Annotated in this window: 16 protein-coding genes and 2 tRNA genes; 9 read left to right on the forward strand and 9 right to left on the reverse strand. The window is 49.2% G+C overall.

The window, feature by feature from the left end:
• Positions 1-2 precede the first annotated feature (2 nt).
• The 5 genes from sufB to sufE are packed head-to-tail and all read left to right on the forward strand — an operon-like array spanning position 3 to position 5166.
• Positions 3-1478, forward strand: a complete 1476-nt coding sequence (gene sufB, locus MPHASIOC01_RS05340; RefSeq protein WP_353614127.1) for a Fe-S cluster assembly protein SufB — start codon at positions 3-5, stop codon at positions 1476-1478.
• A 23-nt stretch (positions 1479-1501) separates the two neighbouring features.
• Entirely contained in the window at positions 1502-2248 is a 747-nt protein-coding gene (sufC, locus tag MPHASIOC01_RS05345; protein WP_353614128.1) for a Fe-S cluster assembly ATPase SufC, read from the forward strand.
• On the forward strand, positions 2223-3503 hold the full coding sequence (gene sufD, locus MPHASIOC01_RS05350) for a Fe-S cluster assembly protein SufD (protein ID WP_353614129.1): 1281 nt from the start codon (positions 2223-2225) through the stop codon (positions 3501-3503). The genes sufC and sufD overlap by 26 nt, the downstream gene beginning before the upstream one ends.
• The gene (gene sufS, locus MPHASIOC01_RS05355) at positions 3503-4723 is read left to right on the forward strand and encodes a cysteine desulfurase SufS (RefSeq protein ID WP_353614899.1); all 1221 of its coding nucleotides are present in this window, start codon (positions 3503-3505) and stop codon (positions 4721-4723) included. Before sufD ends, sufS begins: the two co-directional genes overlap by 1 nt.
• 26 nt (positions 4724-4749) lie before the next feature.
• Positions 4750-5166 carry a cysteine desulfuration protein SufE gene (sufE, locus tag MPHASIOC01_RS05360; RefSeq protein WP_353614130.1) on the forward strand — a complete coding sequence of 139 codons (417 nt, stop codon included), beginning with the start codon at positions 4750-4752 and terminating at the stop codon, positions 5164-5166.
• A 464-nt stretch (positions 5167-5630) separates the two neighbouring features.
• Here sufE and lpp read toward each other — a convergent pair whose 3' ends face one another.
• From lpp to mdtK, 5 genes are all read right to left on the reverse strand, one after another.
• Entirely contained in the window at positions 5631-5867 is a 237-nt protein-coding gene (gene lpp, locus MPHASIOC01_RS05365) for a murein lipoprotein Lpp (protein WP_036108615.1), read from the reverse strand.
• Between the two features lie 305 nt (positions 5868-6172).
• Complete coding sequence (gene pykF / locus MPHASIOC01_RS05370) at positions 6173-7585, reverse strand: pyruvate kinase PykF (RefSeq protein ID WP_064595642.1); 1413 nt, start codon at positions 7583-7585, stop codon at positions 6173-6175.
• Between the two features lie 615 nt (positions 7586-8200).
• Positions 8201-8277, reverse strand: a tRNA-Val gene (locus tag MPHASIOC01_RS05375).
• A gap of 13 nt (positions 8278-8290) precedes the next feature.
• Positions 8291-8367 (reverse strand) — tRNA-Val (locus MPHASIOC01_RS05380).
• 150 nt (positions 8368-8517) lie between these two features.
• Positions 8518-9891, reverse strand: coding sequence for an MdtK family multidrug efflux MATE transporter (gene mdtK / locus MPHASIOC01_RS05385; RefSeq protein WP_064595640.1), 1374 nt, complete (start codon positions 9889-9891; stop codon positions 8518-8520).
• Positions 9892-10118: 227 nt separating this feature from the next.
• Here mdtK and MPHASIOC01_RS05390 point away from each other — a divergent pair, with 227 nt between their 5' ends.
• Positions 10119-10775: a riboflavin synthase subunit alpha gene (locus MPHASIOC01_RS05390; RefSeq protein ID WP_353614131.1), complete on the forward strand. Its 657-nt coding sequence runs from the start codon at positions 10119-10121 to the stop codon at positions 10773-10775.
• A gap of 122 nt (positions 10776-10897) precedes the next feature.
• On the opposite strand, the gene cfa is transcribed toward MPHASIOC01_RS05390, so the two are convergent.
• Together cfa and punC are read right to left on the reverse strand one after the other, a co-directional pair.
• Positions 10898-12046, reverse strand: a complete 1149-nt coding sequence (cfa, locus tag MPHASIOC01_RS05395) for a cyclopropane fatty acyl phospholipid synthase (protein ID WP_353614132.1) — start codon at positions 12044-12046, stop codon at positions 10898-10900.
• A 281-nt stretch (positions 12047-12327) separates the two neighbouring features.
• On the reverse strand, positions 12328-13518 hold the full coding sequence (gene punC / locus MPHASIOC01_RS05400) for a purine nucleoside transporter PunC (RefSeq protein ID WP_353614133.1): 1191 nt from the start codon (positions 13516-13518) through the stop codon (positions 12328-12330).
• Positions 13519-13625: 107 nt separating this feature from the next.
• Here punC and punR point away from each other — a divergent pair, with 107 nt between their 5' ends.
• Positions 13626-14555: a DNA-binding transcriptional activator PunR gene (punR, locus tag MPHASIOC01_RS05405; protein WP_064595632.1), complete on the forward strand. Its 930-nt coding sequence runs from the start codon at positions 13626-13628 to the stop codon at positions 14553-14555.
• Here the strand turns inward: punR and purR are convergent.
• Positions 14552-15577 carry an HTH-type transcriptional repressor PurR gene (purR, locus tag MPHASIOC01_RS05410; protein WP_064595630.1) on the reverse strand — a complete coding sequence of 342 codons (1026 nt, stop codon included), beginning with the start codon at positions 15575-15577 and terminating at the stop codon, positions 14552-14554. The genes punR and purR overlap by 4 nt on opposite strands.
• A 292-nt stretch (positions 15578-15869) precedes the next feature.
• Here purR and MPHASIOC01_RS05415 point away from each other — a divergent pair, with 292 nt between their 5' ends.
• Both MPHASIOC01_RS05415 and MPHASIOC01_RS05420 read left to right on the forward strand, forming a co-directional pair.
• Complete coding sequence (locus MPHASIOC01_RS05415; protein WP_036108633.1) at positions 15870-15959, forward strand: YnhF family membrane protein; 90 nt, start codon at positions 15870-15872, stop codon at positions 15957-15959.
• Between the two features lie 268 nt (positions 15960-16227).
• The gene (locus tag MPHASIOC01_RS05420; protein WP_064595629.1) at positions 16228-17394 is read left to right on the forward strand and encodes an MFS transporter; all 1167 of its coding nucleotides are present in this window, start codon (positions 16228-16230) and stop codon (positions 17392-17394) included.
• 64 nt (positions 17395-17458) lie between these two features.
• Here the strand turns inward: MPHASIOC01_RS05420 and sodB are convergent, their stop codons facing one another.
• Complete coding sequence (gene sodB, locus MPHASIOC01_RS05425; protein WP_036108636.1) at positions 17459-18040, reverse strand: superoxide dismutase [Fe]; 582 nt, start codon at positions 18038-18040, stop codon at positions 17459-17461.
• Positions 18041-18152 lie beyond the last annotated feature (112 nt).

Genomic DNA, 18152 nt, shown 5'->3' on the forward strand with positions numbered 1-18152 from the left:
TTATGGCACGAGACACACAAGCAACAGGCTACTGGCAAGGAAAACTCAATTACAAGGAGGGATTTTTCACACAGTTGCCAACTGATGAACTGGGCAAAGGCCTGAGCGAAGAGGTGGTCAGGGCGATTTCAGCACGGCGTAATGAACCCGACTGGATGCTGGATTTTCGACTGAATGCCTTTCGTGCCTGGCAGAAAATGAAAGAGCCGCACTGGCTCAAAGCCCATTATGACAAACTGAATTACCAGGATTTCAGTTATTACTCAGCACCTTCTTGCGGGCACTGCGATGATAGCTGTGCCTCCGAACCTGGTGCTATTCAGCAGGCCAGTGGGGAGAATTTCCTGACAGAGGAAGTTGAAGCTGCGTTTAACCAGTTGGGTGTTCCGGTACGGGAAGGCCAGTCAGTGGCGGTTGACGCCATCTTTGACTCGGTATCTGTCGCCACCACTTACCGTGAAACGCTGGCAGAGCAGGGTATTATCTTCTGCTCTTTTGGCGATGCCATCGCGCACCACCCGGAACTGGTGAAACAGTACCTGGGAACGGTGGTTCCGGCCAATGATAACTTCTTTGCGGCACTCAATGCGGCAGTCGCTTCCGATGGCACATTTATATACATACCCAAAGGTGTGCGTTGCCCAATGGAACTCTCCACCTATTTTCGCATTAATGCGGAAAAGACCGGGCAGTTTGAACGAACCATACTGGTTGCCGATGAAGGCAGTTATGTGAGTTACATCGAAGGTTGCTCAGCGCCGGTTCGCGAAAGTTACCAGCTGCATGCGGCTGTAGTGGAAGTCATTATTCTCAAAGACGCCGAAGTGAAGTACTCCACGGTACAAAACTGGTTCCCCGGGGGCAACAATACCGGTGGCATCCTGAATTTTGTTACCAAGCGTGCGCTGTGCGAAGGCCAAAACAGCAAAATGTCATGGACCCAGTCAGAAACGGGCTCAGCAATTACCTGGAAATATCCCAGTTGTATTCTTAAAGGCGACAATGCCATTGGTGAATTTTTCTCGGTGGCTCTGACCAGCGGCCACCAACAGGCGGATACTGGCACCAAAATGATCCATATCGGGAAAAATACCCGTTCGACCATTATTTCAAAAGGGATTTCCGCCGGGCGGAGCCAGAATAGCTACCGTGGTCTGGTGAAAATTATGCCAACAGCCACTAACGCCCGTAATTACACCCAATGCGACTCCATGCTAATTGGCCCTGATTGTGGCGCACATACCTTCCCTTATGTGGAGTGCCGCAATAACAGTGCGCAACTGGAGCATGAAGCCACTACGTCACGTATTGGTGAAGACCAGTTGTTTTATTGCCTGCAAAGAGGAATTAGCGAAGATGATGCTATCTCAATGATTGTGAATGGTTTTTGTAAGGATGTGTTCTCCGAGTTGCCTCTCGAGTTTGCCGTCGAAGCACAAAAATTACTGGCTATCAGCCTTGAACACAGCGTTGGCTAAAACTCAAAGGTAAGGAATAAAGTATGTTGCAAATTAAAGATCTCCATGTGAGCGCAGAAGGGAAAGCGATTCTGCAAGGGCTGAGTTTGTCCATCAGTCCAGGGGAAGTCCATGCCATTATGGGGCCGAATGGTTCAGGCAAGAGTACCTTGTCAGCCACTCTCGCCGGGCGTGAGGATTATGAAGTTACTGAGGGAAGTGTCCTGTTTAAAGGAAAAGACTTATTAGCTCTGTCACCGGAAGAGCGCGCTGGTGAAGGGGTCTTTATGGCTTTCCAGTACCCGGTTGAGATCCCGGGAGTGAGTAACCAGTTCTTCCTGCAAACTGCGCTGAACGCTGTCAGAGAATACCGGGGGCTGGAGAAGCTGGATCGTTTTGATTTCCAGGATTTACTGGAAGAAAAAATTCAGCAACTGGGCATGCCGGAAGATTTGCTCACTCGCCCGGTAAATGTTGGTTTTTCCGGGGGCGAGAAAAAACGTAACGATATTCTGCAAATGGCAGTTCTTTCACCCAGTTTATGCATCCTCGATGAGACTGACTCGGGGCTGGATATTGATGCACTGAAAATTGTCGCGGCAGGTGTTAACGCGCTGCGTGACGGGCAACGCGCCTTCATTATTGTTACCCATTACCAACGGATTCTGGATTACATCCAGCCGGATAAAGTGCATGTGCTCTACCAGGGACGCATCGTCAAATCGGGTGATTTCAGTCTGGTAAAACAACTGGAGGAGCAGGGTTATGGCTGGCTTAGCGAAGGGAAATAATCCACTGCAACAATGGCACCATTTATTCGCCGCCAGTGATAACAGTAAAAACGGTGAAGCACAGGCGCATATGCAGCAGTTATTGCGGGAAGGGTTACCAGACCGCAAACAGGAAAACTGGAAATACACCTCACTGGATGCGCTATCACGTTATGTGTTCGTGCCGCCAGAAACAACTCTGCCTGGGCGTGATGTCCGTGACGGGCTGGCATTACCCATGGATGCCGTGTGTGTGGTGCTGGTGAATGGCCGCTATTCGCCGGAGTTAAGTGACGACCCAACAGCCTGTGGCTTCAGGGTGCAGTGGCAAAACCATCCGGGTAGTGTACCGGACGCAATACAGCAAGAGATTTTCCTGCACCTGACAGAAAGCATGGCCCCGGGTGTTTTGCACATAGAAGTGCCGCCAGAACGGGTAACTGATAAACCACTGGTGCTGATGAATATCAGTATGAGTAGCGGCAATGACCATGACGCTCTGCCATTTAGCCATACGCGTTGTCACCTTACGCTGGGGAGCAACAGCAAGGCTACGGTAATTGAATACTATGCCAGTCAACATACCCAGGCGCATTTCACGGGGGCGCGTCTGAGCATCGTTGCCGGTGAAAACAGCGAATTGCACCACGTTAAACTGGGGTTTGAAAACCCACGGGCTTACCACTTCTCCCATAATGACCTCTGGGTGAACCAGGATTGTCGTGTGTTCAGCAATAGCTACTTGTTAGGCGGCCAGCTGGTACGCCATCACACCAGTGGGCGTATCGACGGTGAGAATGCCACAGTGCGGATAAACAGCCTGGCATTACCAGTGGGACGTGAAGTGTGTGACTCCCGGACCTGGCTTGCCCATAACAAGGGCTATGGCAACAGCCGGCAATTGCATAAAACAATTGTGCAGGATACTGCGCGTGCGGTGTTTAACGGGCAGATAACGGTAGCGCCACATGCCATCAAAACCGACGGGCAAATGACCAATAACAATTTGTTACTTGGCCGTCTGGCTGAGGTGGATACCAAACCACAATTAGAAATTTATGCCGATGATGTGAAATGCAGCCATGGAGCCACGGTCGGGCGCATAGATAACGAGCAATTGTTTTATCTGCAAACACGGGGAATAAGCCAGTCTGCAGCCCGGCGCATGATTATTTATGCGTTTGCTGCGGAACTGACCGATGCCATCGCCGATGAATCATTGCGTGGCGTTGTTCTTGAGCGCATTGGGTTGCGGCTGCCGGAAGAGAGGCAATGATGAATGAGAAAATAGCACAGGCGCGGTCTGATTTTCCTGTACTGGCACAGATGGTGAATGATAAACCGCTGGTGTATCTCGACAGTGCGGCAAGCGCACAGAAACCACTATTTGTTATCGAAACCCAGTCCGACTTTGAGCAGCACCACTATGCGGCAGTACATCGGGGCATACATACCCTTAGCGCAGAGGCCACGTCGCGCGTTGAGGCTGTACGCCAGCAGGTGGCCGATTTCATCCACGCTCAGAGCGCCAGTGAAATTGTATTTACCAGCGGAACAACAGAAGGGATTAACCTTGTGGCAAACAGCTGGGGCAACCAGCATGTCAGTACTGGCGACAATATCATTATTAGTGAGATGGAACATCACGCCAATATCGTGCCCTGGCAAATGCTGTGTGAGCGCACAGGCGCCTCTGTGCGCGTAATTCCTCTTAATAGTGATGGAACCCTCCAGATTGATGCGCTGGACACACTCATCGACAGCAGAACGCGCCTGCTGGCTGTTGCTCAGGTTTCAAATGTACTGGGCACCATTGCACCACTTGAAACACTGATAGCTAAAGCAAAGCAGGCGGGAGTGACGGTACTGGTTGATGGCGCACAGGGTGCAGTCCATGGCCCGGTAGATGTTCTGTCGATGGGGTGTGATTTTTATGTATTCTCCGGCCATAAGTTGTACGGGCCATCGGGCACCGGGGTGTTATATGGGCGGGCTAATATTCTGGAATCTATGCCGCCCTGGTCTGGTGGTGGGGCAATGATTGAATCTGTCAGCCTTACGGAGGGGACACGGTATGCCCGTTCGCCGTGGCGCTTTGAAGCTGGAACGCCCAATATTACCGGAATTATTGGCCTGGGTGCGGCAATAGAGTATGTCACCCACCTGGGTATGGACGCTATTCATGACTGGGAGACTGAGCTCATCCACTATGCCATGGAAATGCTGCGAACGGTGCCAGACCTGCGCATCTACGGGCCGGCTGAACGGGAAGGGGTCATTGCATTCAATTTGGGGCAGCACCATGCTTACGATGTTGGCAGTTTTCTGGATAGCTACGGTATTGCCGTGCGTACCGGGCACCACTGTGCCATGCCGCTGATGTCGCATTACCAGGTACCGGCAATGTGCCGGGCATCGTTTGCGCTGTATAACACATGTGAAGAAGTGGATGAGCTGGTTACATCCCTGCACCGTATTCAGCAATTGCTGGGCTGAGCAAGAAGTGCCAATGGAGGCGTTGAGTGGCTGTATTACCTGACAAAGACAAACTGGTTAAAAATTTTTCCCGTTGCGCCAACCGTGAAGAGAGGTACCTGTACATGATTGAACTGGGGCAAAGACTGGATACTTTGCCCGCAGATTTACACTGTAAAGATAACCTGGTTGAAGGCTGCCAGAGCCAGGTATGGCTTGTTCTGGGTGTTACCGAAGAGGGACGGGTCCGTTTTAGGGGCGACAGTGATGCCGCTTTAGTTAAGGGACTGCTGGCTATCGTTTTTTCCCTGTACCAGGGGCTGACGCCAGAAGCGGTGGTGGCATTGGATGTTCGTCCCTGGTTTGAGCGGCTGGATATGGCTCGCCAACTTACACCATCCCGAACCCAGGGGCTGGAAGCTATGATACGTACCATAAAAAGAAAAGCCGGGCAGTTAATGTAACTACCAACAACAGTGTTTAGTGTTTACTTGCCTTAATAAAAATTTAAATACAGAACAGTCTTAATTCTAAAAAATGTCATGGTTCTGATTTTTTATTACCAAAAATTAGGTAGTACGCCTGGCGCTAAAACTTTTTTAAATAACTCAGATAACCGGTAACAACAAAACCAACTCTATATTAATGCAAAAGTTTTATGCAAAAATAACTGCTGTAAATATTGACAGTGAAAAAGCGGTATTCCTGTCAGAAAAATGGGACGGGAAAAGTTTGTCAGTCCCGGAGTAAGAGGAATCTTAGATTTTAAAGGCCGGGAGCAGTATCAGGAATCGTTGTGTTTACTGCCTGTGGTATGGAGCTGGTAAACGTAGTGGGAACACTCAGGGGGACACAACGGGCAGAAGAAGAAAGACTGATTACAAATAAAAATGCCGCACAAAGTGCGGCATTTTCATCACACGGGCTCTTACTTACGGTAAGAGTGAGCCATGTTGTCCAGACGCTGGTTAGCGCGAGCTGCGTCATCTTTAGCAGCCTGAACGTCGGAACGCATTGCGTTCACGTCGTTGCTCAGCTGGTCAACTTTAGCGTTCAGAGTCTGAACGTCAGAAGACAGCTGATCGATTTTAGCATTGCTGGAGCAACCAGCCAGCAGAGTAGAACCCAGGATTACCGCGCCCAGTACCAGTTTAGTACGATTCATTATAAATACCCTCTAGATTGAGTTAATCTCCATGTAGCGCTACAAGTATTACACAAACTTTTTTAGTATGAGAATATTTTTTTGATGGGAATACACCTATTTTTGATCGTTCGCTCAAAGAAGCATCGAATGTACACTTCCAGTTAAAAATTCGCGATTAATTCTGTTCTTTTCATCGGATTAAACTTCCATTAACGGAATTTAAATAGTAAAGGCCTATCGGTATTTTTTTTAAAAGTGTACTGGAAAAATAAAAAAAGGCGCCAGAGGCGCCTTTAACAAAGCATAAACTGCGTAAAATAAATTTAAAGTACATGTACAGAAGCGGTGTTGGTAGTACCGCTTGGTACCAGAGCACCAGAAACCATAACCACAACATCGCCTTTACGTGCTAAGCCGCTGGCCAGTGCTGCTTCTTTACCCTGGCGGTAGAAATCGTCAGTAGAGGCAATTTCAGTGACCTGCTGAGCAATAACACCTTTGCTGAGTACCAACTGGCGAGCAGTCTGCGGGTTAGTTGTCAGCGCCAGAATGGTTGCATTCGGGAAGTATTTACGAACCGATTTAGCGGACTTGCCACCCTGCGTTGCGACAACAATCAGAGGGGCATCCAGTTTCTCAGCCGTTTCCACCGCACCACGGCAAACAGCTTCGGTGATACGCAGTTTACGGCTGTCGTGGTTATCATCAAGGCGGCTGCTCATCACACGGTCAGTGCGTTCGCAAATAGTTGCCATGATAGAAACGGCTTCCAGTGGGTATTTGCCTTTGGCGGATTCGCCAGACAGCATAACGGCATCAGTGCCATCAAGGATTGCGTTAGCCACGTCACCCGCTTCTGCGCGAGTAGGACGCGGGTTCTTGATCATAGAGTCCAGCATTTGCGTTGCAGTGATAACCACTTTGCGTGCGCGGATACATTTTTCGATCATCATTTTCTGAGCGAAAATAACTTCTTCTACCGGGATCTCTACACCCAGGTCGCCACGGGCAACCATAATGCCGTCAGATGCATCAAGGATATCGTCAAAATTGTTCAGGCCTTCCTGGTTTTCAATTTTGGAGATTATCTGAATGTTGTCACCACCATGAGCTTGCAGGTGGGCACGAATTTCTTCAACGTCGGAACGTTTACGAATAAAAGATGCTGCAACGAAGTCAACGCCTTGCTCGCAACCAAAGATCAGGTCCTGTTTATCTTTTTCAGCAAGTGCTGGCAGTGCGATGGAAACACCAGGCAGGTTAACCCCTTTGTTTTCACCCAGGTCACCGTTGTTCAGTACGTTACACACAACACGGTTGCCTTCGATGGCGGTTACTTCCATACCAATCAGGCCATCGTCAACCAGAACGGTATTACCCACAGACAGGTCAGTCGTAAGGCCTTCATAAGTCACAGCAACCATTTCGCTGTTACCAACCACAGTCTTGTCAGTAGTAAACGTGAAAGTCTGGCCCGCTTTCAGAGAAACATCATTGCCGCCTTCCAGTTTCATGGTGCGGATTTCAGGGCCTTTGGTATCCAGCAGGATTGCTGCGTGCTTACCGGTTTTTGCCACGACATTACGCAGGTTTTTGATGCGCTGACCGTGTTCTTCGTAATCTCCGTGAGAGAAGTTCAAACGCATCACATTCATGCCCGCTTCGAGCATTTTAGTCAGCATTTCTTCAGATTCGGTTTTTGGGCCGATAGTACAAACGATTTTGGTCTTTTTCATGACAATCTTATCTGTAAGTTGAGAAGGTTGAGGAATTGTTCTCCAGCCGCCGGTTGATAGCAGCCAGAGCGGAAATCAGAATTACAGTGTTGCGACACCACCCGAAAGTTAAGGATAGGTGACGAAAGAAAAGCGTGCAGAATTAAGTGTGCTTGAGTTTCAGGCTGTGGAGGCGAGTAAGGGCAATTTTGCAGAAAGAAACTGTCCAATTTGCTGAAACCATTCAAAACCAATGATAGCCACTATTATAATCCTAAATCCCAGAAGAATGAAAATAAAAACGGTGTTTCATAGGGAATTCAGGCACAGTTACAATGATTTGTTATCATCAGGTTAGTTTTGTTTTATGCGCTATGAGAAGAAAGGGGGAAGCAGGCTGAAAGGTGCACAACAAGAGGGCTGAAGAACCATGAACTGTATCACTGACAGAAAAAGTATTCAAAATAGCTGTTTTATACATTTACTTGCCTGAAATGGGCATTTCTTACTTCTTTTAACAAAAAAGATGTCTTGTCACCAGCCAGAAAAAACACGGAGAGTACAAACAATATGTGCGACTGAAGAGGTGAATCAACTGGGAGAAAATACAGAACTGACGAAGAGTATTATTTAGAATGGTGCGTCCGAGTGGACTCGAACCACCGACCCCCACCATGTCAAGGTGGTGCTCTAACCAACTGAGCTACGGACGCACAAAAGTAAGAATGGTGCGTTCAATTGGACTCGAACCAACGACCCCCACCATGTCAAGGTGGTGCTCTAACCAACTGAGCTATGAACGCATCACAGTGCCTTACAGCGGGACGCATATTAACGGCAGTGCCGTTTGGTGACAAGAGAAAAATAACAATTTTCTTTTGCCATTCACGCAATTGCTGGACAAGTGTGCAGAACGATGCAAAAACAGCCACCAGCACAGGGTGGCTGTTTGATTAGTGAGCTGCCCGGTGCAGAATGCGCTCAGCGGGTTGTTTTTGCAGGAAGCGCATCCGTATCATCATTAATATGGCGGCGGACGTTAACCCCAGGATAAACCCGGTCCAGAAGCCTGCTGGCCCCATCGGTGCAACGATAATATCTGTGAGTGCCAGCAGGTAGCCCGACGGCAGGCCAATAACCCAGTAGGCAATAAAAGTAATGTAGAAGATGGAGCGGGTATCTTTGTAACCACGCAGTATCCCGCTGCCAATAACCTGTATTGAATCCGAAATCTGGTATATTGCAGCCAGCAACATAAGATGTGCCGCCAGTGCCACAACGGCAGGGTTTTCGTTATACAGCGTGGCAATGTGATACCGGAAACTGACGGTAAACACCGCGGTAACAGCTGCCATACAAACACCAAGCAGCAGCCCGGATAATGCGGAAATTTTAGCTGCGGGTGTGGAGCCTTCCCCAAGGCGAAAACCGACCCGAATCGTGACAGCTGCGCCAAGAGACATGGGTAATACAAACATCAGTGAGCTGAAATTCAGGGCAATCTGGTGGCCTGCCACATTAACAATACCCAGAGGCGCAACCAGCAAAGCCACTACGGCAAATAATGTCACTTCGAAGAACAAGGCCAGGGCAATAGGCAGGCCGAGTTGCACCAGGCGCCATATCAATTTCCAGTCCGGGCCGGGAGAAATCTCCACCGCATAAATATCGCGCAGGCTGCGTGCCCGATGCGACCACCATAACATACAACCGAACATCACCCAGAACACCATCGCGGTGGCGACGCCACAGCCCACACCGCCCAGTTCAGGGAAACCGAAATGCCCATAAATGAACAAATAGTTAACCGGAATGTTGACCAGTAGCCCAATAAACCCCATTACCATGCCAGGTTTAGTTTTTGCCAGCCCCTCACACTGGTTACGCACGACCTGGAAAAAGAGGTAGCCAGGAGCCCCCCAGAGTAAGGCGTGCAAATAACCAACTGATTTATCCGCCATCGCCGGATCAATATCTTTCATGGCATGGATGATATAGCCTGCGTTCCACAACACGGCCATTATCAACACGGAAACAATACCCGCCAGCCAGAACCCCTGGCGTACCTGGGTCGCTACCTTGTCACGGCGACCGGAACCATTTAGTTGCGCAACAACCGGCGTCAATGCCAGTAACAGCCCATGTCCAAACAGAATTGCGGGGAACCAGATTGAAGTCCCTATCGCAACGGCTGCCATATCCGTGGCACTGTAGCCCCCGGCCATTACGGTATCCACAAAGCCCATTGCAGTTTGGGCGATTTGCGCAAGAATAACCGGAATAGCCAGTGCTAATAACTGACGCGCTTCTGTTAGATACTTCTGCACGAATACACCTATATCTTTTTGTTTTAGGAAAGAATTACATGCCGCCTCACCTGGCAGCAGGGGGATGAAACTGAGGAAATTGCCAGACTATTGTAGCGGGAGTTTACTATTACGCCAGTGAAAAAAATAGTGCCATTAATGGTTAGCTGGCATGCACCAGGGGCACCTGTTATTGTGCTTCTTATTTTGTAAAATTCAGGCGGGGTGAAACCGCTGCAGGAGAGAATATGTTTACGGGTATTGTGCAGGGAATAGCCACCGTAGTGGCTATTGATGAAAAAGAAAACTTTCGTACACACGTTGTAGAGCTGCCGGACGCTATGCTGCCCGGTCTGGAAGAGGGAGCTTCAGTCGCACATAACGGTTGTTGCCTGACAGTAACGGGAATAGACGCCAATCGCGTCAGTTTTGATTTAATGAAAGAGACACTGCGTATCACCAATCTTGGTGACATTACGCCAGGCTCGCTGGTCAATGTCGAGCGTGCGGCAAAATTCAGTGATGAAATTGGTGGGCATTTAATGTCCGGCCATATTATGACTACCGCTGAAGTGGCGAAAATCATCACCTCTGAAAATAACCGCCAGATTTGGTTTAAAATCCAGGATGCTTCCCTGATGAAGTACATTCTGCATAAAGGCTACATCGGTATTGATGGTATCAGTCTGACAGTCGGCGAAGTGACTGCCACCCGCTTTTGCGTACATTTAATTCCGGAAACATTGCAACGCACTACGCTGGGTACGCGTAAACTGGGGCAACGCGTAAATATTGAAATCGACCCACAGACGCAGGCGATTGTAGATACTGTTGAGCGCGTACTGGCAACCCGGGACGCCAGTGCCGCCAGCCTGAGCCAGGCACTGGCAGAAAAGCAGGGCTGAGTCGGGTATCCTTGCGCAGGTTTAGCGCGCCTGTTGAGCCTTGTACAGGCGAATAACGCCAGGTTCAAATAAAAAAACCACCTGCGGGTTGCGGGTGGTTTTTTTACATCAGGAACCTTTATTCAGCGCGGAACACGAAGGCCATTTTCAATGCCGCGGCTAAAGACAACCTGCCACAATTGAATGTCTCGTGCACGAAATGCACCTGCACAGGCGTTCAGATAATAAGTAAACATCCGCTTAAACCGTTCCGAATAATTATCTGCTATTTCTGGCCAGCACGCCAAAAACCGCTGGTACCATGCCATCAGCGTTTTGTCGTAATCTGAGCCGAAATTGTGCCAGTCTTCCATAACAAAATAAGGCTCGCTGGCCTGAGCGATATGTTTTACTGATGGCAGACAACCGTTGGGGAAAATGTATTTATTTATCCATGGGTCAACATTGTTGTCTGTTTTGTTTGAACCAATGGTATGCAGCAGGAAGATCCCTTCAGGCTTCAGACACCGATTGACAACAGCAAAGTAAGTCTCATAATTTTTGGGGCCGACATGCTCAAACATGCCTACAGAAACAATGCGATCAAACTGCATGGTCAGATCACGGTAGTCTTGCAGCAATATTGTGACATCCAGCCCTTCACAACGCGCCTGTGCAAGTTTTTGCTGTTCAGCTGAAATTGTTACACCGTATACCGACACACCGTAATTTTTTGCTGCAAATGCCGCAAGCCCACCCCAGCCGCAACCAATATCCAGCAAGGTCATTCCCGGCTTGAGCTGCAGTTTTTCGCAGATCATTCTCAGTTTATCCTGTTGTGCAGTTTCCAGGTCAGTGGCTTTTTTCCAGTAGCCACAGGAATATTGCATAAAAGGATCGAGCATTCTGGTGAAGAGGTCATTACCCAGGTCGTAATGCTCTTTACCAACAATCCAGGCTCGTTTACGGTTTTGCAGATTAAACAGGCGGGCGGACAGAATACGCAACGTATCTTTAAAATGATGGGGGAGTTGGTTTTCCAGACCATTTCTGAGCACTTTAGTGAAAAACAGGTCAAGACGGTCGCAATCCCACCAGCCGTCCATATAACTCTCACCTAATCCCAAAGAACCTTGCTGCAATATGCGTTTAAAAAAATCAGGATTTTTTACCTGGATGTCCGCAGGACTATTACCATTTATCGCGACACCCGCATGTGACAGCAATTCACTGACAATGCGGAACCATTCATTATCTTTTATCGCGGTTTCTTCTATACACGATGAACTCATAGTTTCTCCATCACCTGACTGTGAGCAGACACTAAAAAAGCGTAGTCGCTAATTTGACATTGTGAGTTGTCTCACAGCAAAAAAAAACATAAGCCCGGAACCGGACGCGATATAAAAGCAGGTGGTCGCCTGATGACAGGCCATCTGAAAACGGGAGTCGGGGCCCCCGAAAGAAAGAATGCAGGCCCGGTATCCCGAGCCCCATATCAGTATATGCCGCGTAACAATGTGATTCAATAGAAAATTGTTAGCAAGCTAATTACAAAAAAATGACATTATCGCTAACGTGTGGAGCGGACGGGATGAGGGGTTTTGGCAACGGCTATTGCCTGTAACTGGTAGCCTACCCAGGCAGGAACCAGGGTGCTTAACATAATGCTGGTTGTGGCAATCAGCGGTGTGGATACCATCATGGAAACCAGCAGGCTTGCCAGAAAACAAAGCCCCAGTTGCAGCGTGTTTTGTAATGCGGCTGCCCGCCCGGCAGCCTGAGGAAACGGCTGCAGGGCCTGTGCCACGACAACAGGATAAATTGCACCGTTTGCCAGCGCCATCAGGCAGAAGGGTACCAACAGGCTGACCAAAGAAGGCGATGTGGTCAGTGACACACCAAAAACAGTGGCAACACTCACGGTAAATATCCCCAGCATCCAGGGTAACATTTGCCGCCCTTGCCACTTTTTCAGTGCACTACGGCAACCAAAACCGCCCAGCAAAAAAGCCAGTGTTTGTGGTACATAGCTCAGTCCTATTGCCTCAGGCCCGAACCCCATTTGGTGAAGAATAAAGGGGGAACCTGTGAGCCAGGCAAAAAAACTGGCTGAGCAGGCCGCATATATGATGACATTGCCGCAGTACCCTTGATGACGCAACAAAGAGGAGTAAAGGGTGGGTTGAGAATGCGCTGTACGTTGTGGGCGTTGTGCACTGGTGTAATGCCTGAGGGGTAAAATCAGCAAAAGTGTAATGAATAACAGACAGGCGAATATTGCCTGCCAGGTAAAATGGCGCAGTATCCAGCTACCGGCAAGAGGAGCCAGTGCCGGGGAAAGCGCAACCAAAGGCATAATGGTGGCAAAGACGCGATTAGCCTGTTGCCCGGAGAAACGGTCAGTAACCAGTGCCTGCCAGCTTACTGTTGCGCAACATACCCCAACGGCCTGCATAAACCGCAAAACCAGAAATGCTGTTGGTGAAGTGACGAAAAAAATCCCGGCACAACTCAGTGCAAAAATCACCAGCCCGGTCAACAAAACAGGGCGGCGACCAAAATGGTCTGAGAGTGGGCCCCAAATTAACTGGGCCAGAGCGAAACCGGCGAGAAACACACTCAAACTGGCACTGATGGCAGACGGGGGAGCCCCCAGTGAGACCTGAATGGCACTAAACGCTGGCAGGTACATATCGGTTGCCAGAAAGCCCAGCATGCTTAGCCCTGCAAGCCAGGTAATAAAGAGACGGGAGGTACTCATGGTCAATCCTGATATAACAAAATTCGTGGCGTGAGTGTAAAAAGTGCATCCATCTTTGTGAAACGCTAAAATTTGCTTATTCCTTTCAAAATTTTTGCAGGCAGGTTATGTGGTCAGAATATGCACTTGAAGTGGTGGATGCCGTCGCTCGCAATGGCAGTTTTAGCGGCGCTGCCCAGGAGTTACACCGTGTACCTTCGGCAATCAGTTATACAGTGCGACAACTGGAATCCTGGCTGTCGGTCGAACTGTTTGAACGCCGCCATAAAGATGTAGAACTGACTGCCGCTGGCCGGTGTTTTTTACAGGAAGGTCGCAGTGTTATCAAAAAAATGCATGAAACACGCCTGCAGTGCCAGCAGATAGCGAATGGCTGGCGTGGTTCACTGGCTATTGCGGTCGACACCATTGTCCGTCCGGCAAGAACCCGTCAGTTGGTGCAGGATTTTTATCATCAATTCCAGGATGTGGAGTTGCATGTACGGCCGGAAGTGTTCAATGGTGTGTGGGATGCGCTGGCAGATGGGCGGGTCGAACTGGCGATTGGCGCGACACAGGCTGTGCCTGTCGGTGGGCGGTACGGCTTTCGTGATATGGGGAGCATGGCATGGCGTTGTGTGGTCGCTGCATCGCACCCGCTTGCGCAGATGACAGGTTTTATTGGCGATGACGTACTTCGCCAGTGGCCATCTCTGGTTCTGGAAGATACCTCGCGTGAACTGCCTAAAAGGATAACCTGGCAACTCAGTAATCAGCGTCGGATAGTGGTACCCGACTGGCAGTGTGGTTTTGCCTGCCTGAGTGAGGGCATCGGTATCGGCATGGTGCCGGCGCACATGGCACAGCCATTTATTGAACGCGGTGAATGGGTGAGTCTGCGGCTTGAAAATCCTTACCCCGATTCTGCCTGTTGCCTGACATGGCGGCAAAGTGATGCCTCGCCAGCTTTACAGTGGGTGCTGGATTATCTGGGAGATAGCGGCACTCTGAACAGTGAGTGGTTGCGGGAGCCGGGTCAACTCCCGCAGGATGATTAACGGCGATAATCCATGAACGGGCCATCAGCAACAGAACGACGTTCAATAAGGCGGGGATGAACCTCAATAGTCTGGGACTCTTCGCGCTTATTGATAATTCTGTCGAGCAGCATATTAAAAGCCGTCTCGCCGAGAGAATCTTTGGGCTGGTGAACCGTGGTCAGTGCCGGGGTAAAGTAACGCGCGTTGCGCACGTTATCGTAACCAATAATCGAGATATCCTGCGGCACACGCAGCCCCATTTCATCGGCAGCACAGATAGCCCCCATCGCCATTATATCTCCGCCACAAAACACAGCTGTTGGGCGTTGCGGACAGGTAAGGATTTGCTGCATAGCGTTGTAGCCAGACTCGGGTTCGAAATCGCCGTGAACAACCCATGACTCAGGGACATTGATACCGGCTTCGCTCATTGCTTTCATGAAGCCGGAAAGCCGTCCTGAGCCGGTGTTGCGTTCCAGTTGACCTGATATCACGCCAATTTCCCGGTGTCCACGCTCAATTAAATACCGGCCAGCCATGTAACCGCCTTCGAAGGCGTTATCAATGACAGAGTCGGTAAAATCTGCCCGTGCTTCACCCCAGTCCATAACCACCATCGGAATATGGCGGTACTCTTCCAGCATAGACAGCAGTTCCTGGGGATATTCTGAACACATAACCAGCAGGCCATCAACGCGCTTTTGCGCCATCATTGACAGGTAGGCTCGCTGCTTTTCAAAATTATTGTGCGCATTGCCGAGAATCAGTGTGTAGCCTTTGGCAAAACAGCTGTTCTCAACCGCTTCAATAATTTCAGCAAAATAGGGGGCCTCACTGCTCGTGGAAAGCAGACCAATAGATTTTGTGTGGTTCACTTTCAGGCTGCGTGCTACCGCGCTGGGTGAATAGTGCAGTTCTTTAATTGCTGCCCACACCGCATTACGGGTGTCTTCCGCAACAAAACGCGTTTTGTTAATAACGTGTGATACGGTTGTAGTGGAAACGTTTGCGCGTTTCGCGACGTCTTTTATAGTTGCCATTTGATGTCACTCCAGACCATACCCTAAACTCCTGAAATATAATTGGTTAAACGTTTGCCTGGGCTTATCCCTGTAAGCAACGAATTGGGTTGCCAGCATGCCGGGATTGCGACATAAAACGAAAAGGAGGGGATAGTGGCCGGTACGTAATAAGTCAGCGTGCGATTTTGTCTTATATTGAGTAAAAGTGGAAGTGCTAAAGCACATATCAAACTAAATCTTTAAGGATTTTACGGCCAAACTGTGTAAAAATGATCTACACCCACTTTTTACAGGGAATAAGGAATTAATCATGCCAACTGAATTGAGATATTCACTGACTACGACTGTTATTACCTTAGGTCTGATTGTTGCAACGGCGCTGATTGCCATCCTGCATTAAGGCCTGTACTGTTTTTACACAGTTATCGTTGCCCAGGCGGTGGCGTTGTTAGTTTTGTGCCTTACTGACAACTAATACACTATCGCCTGGCTGTTGCGTTTTTCTCCCTTTCTGCCCCGATACTACCTGCAGCACTGATTCTTTACCGTTTAGCAAAACTCTATTATCACTATTGCCACTTTTCAAAACGAAGTGTGACTGACATCATGTTTTCATCTTTTTTGTCTGTGCCTGCGTTGCTTTGCGCTGGCTAAAAATTGAGGTAGTGATGAAAGTCAATTTTCCATTACTCGCTCTCGCAGTAGGCGCTTTTGGGATTGGTACCACTGAGTTTTCACCTATGGGGCTGTTACCTGTTATTGCCGAAGGTGTGCATGTTTCGATTCCCGCAGCCGGGATGCTGATTAGCGCCTATGCCGTTGGGGTAATGATTGGCGCCCCTTTGATGACACTGTTGTTGTCGCGTTATTCACGGCGAAATGCCCTGGTTTTTCTGATGAGTATTTTTACTTTGGGTAATGTGCTCTCTGCTGTGGCTCCGGATTATGGCATGTTGATGTTTGCCCGTGTGATAACCAGCCTGAACCATGGGGCATTTTTTGGCCTGGGGGCTGTGGTGGCTGCCAGTGTTGTCCCCGCGAATAAACAGGCCAGTGCTGTCGCAACGATGTTTATGGGGCTGACGATTGCCAATATCGGTGGGGTGCCGGCGGCAACCTGGCTTGGACAGTATATTGGCTGGCGTATGGCTTTCCTGGGGATTGGTGCGCTGGGGCTGGTAGCCATGTTCAGTTTGTTTATGACAATTCCGGCTGGCATTCAGGGCCACAAGCCTGATGTGGCGAAGGAACTGAAGGTTCTTGTCCGACCTCAGGTACTGGCAGCACTGCTCACAACTGTCCTGGGTGCTGGCGCGATGTTCACGCTGTACACCTACATTGCTCCCGTACTTGAAACTATTACAGGCGCAACACCCGGGTTTGTCACGGCCATGCTGGTGCTTGTCGGTGTTGGCTTTTCTATTGGGAATTATTGGAGTGGGCGGTTAGCGGATAAATCAGTGACAGGCACGCTGATTGGTTTCCTGGTGCTACTGATTACCAGTATGGCACTGGTGCCCTGGGTGGGTAAAAGCTATGCCGGTGCCGCGTTGATGATGATTGTTTGGGGGGCTGCAACATTTGGTGTGGTTCCGCCTTTGCAGATGCGAGTTATGCGTGTTGCCAGTGAAGCTCCGGGCCTTGCTTCATCTGTTAATATCGGCGCTTTTAATCTGGGGAATGCGCTGGGAGCTGCAGCTGGTGGGGGGGTAATAACTGCAGGCCTGGGTTACAGTACGGTACCCGTTATGGGCGCAGTAGTTGCTGCGACAGGGTTGTTACTGGTATTGATTAACCGCCAGGTGGATAACCGTGTTTGTGACACAGTTGACTAAGTTCACACTTTTTCGGTCAAAAAAAAAGCGAAGCACGAGCTTCGCTTTTTTATCGTTACCGCGATTATGCAGCGAGATTTTTCGCAACAAATTCCCAGTTTACCAGAGCCCAGAAGTGCTCCAGGTAGTTAGGGCGAGAATTACGGTAGTCAATGTAATAGGCGTGTTCCCACACATCAACAGTCAGTAACGGTGTCGCACCTGCAGTCAGCGGTGTACCGGCGTTAGAGGTGGAAACGATAGCCAGGCTACCATCTGCCTGTTTAACCAGCCAGGTCCAGCCAGAACCAAAGTTCTTAGCTGCGGCATCGTTAAATTTTGCTTTAAAATCAGCAAAGCTACCGAAAGCAGCATTGATGGCATCAGCAATTGCACCAGTCGGTTCGCCACCTGCGTTAGGTGCCAGACAGTTCCAGTAGAAAGTGTGGTTCCAGACCTGAGCTGCATTATTGAACACACCACCTTCAGAAGAGCAGATGATCTCTTCAAGGGACTTGCCTTCGAAAGGGGTACCTTTAACCAGGTTGTTCAGGTTGGTCACGTAAGTTTGATGATGTTTACCGTAGTGGTATTCCAGTGTTTCCACAGAAATGTGCGGTTCAAGCGCATCTTTTGCATACGGTAATGCAGGTAATTCAAATGACATTGCTTCACTCCTTGTTATTGTGTACTTAACAAAAATAACACACTTTATAAGGCTTTATGTTACCAATATAAAACTAGAATAAAAAGAATGCCTTGCCTGCTCCAAAAAAGCA

It is taken from the genome of Mangrovibacter phragmitis (assembly GCF_040429585.1).
Lineage (GTDB): Bacteria > Pseudomonadota > Gammaproteobacteria > Enterobacterales > Enterobacteriaceae > Mangrovibacter > Mangrovibacter phragmitis.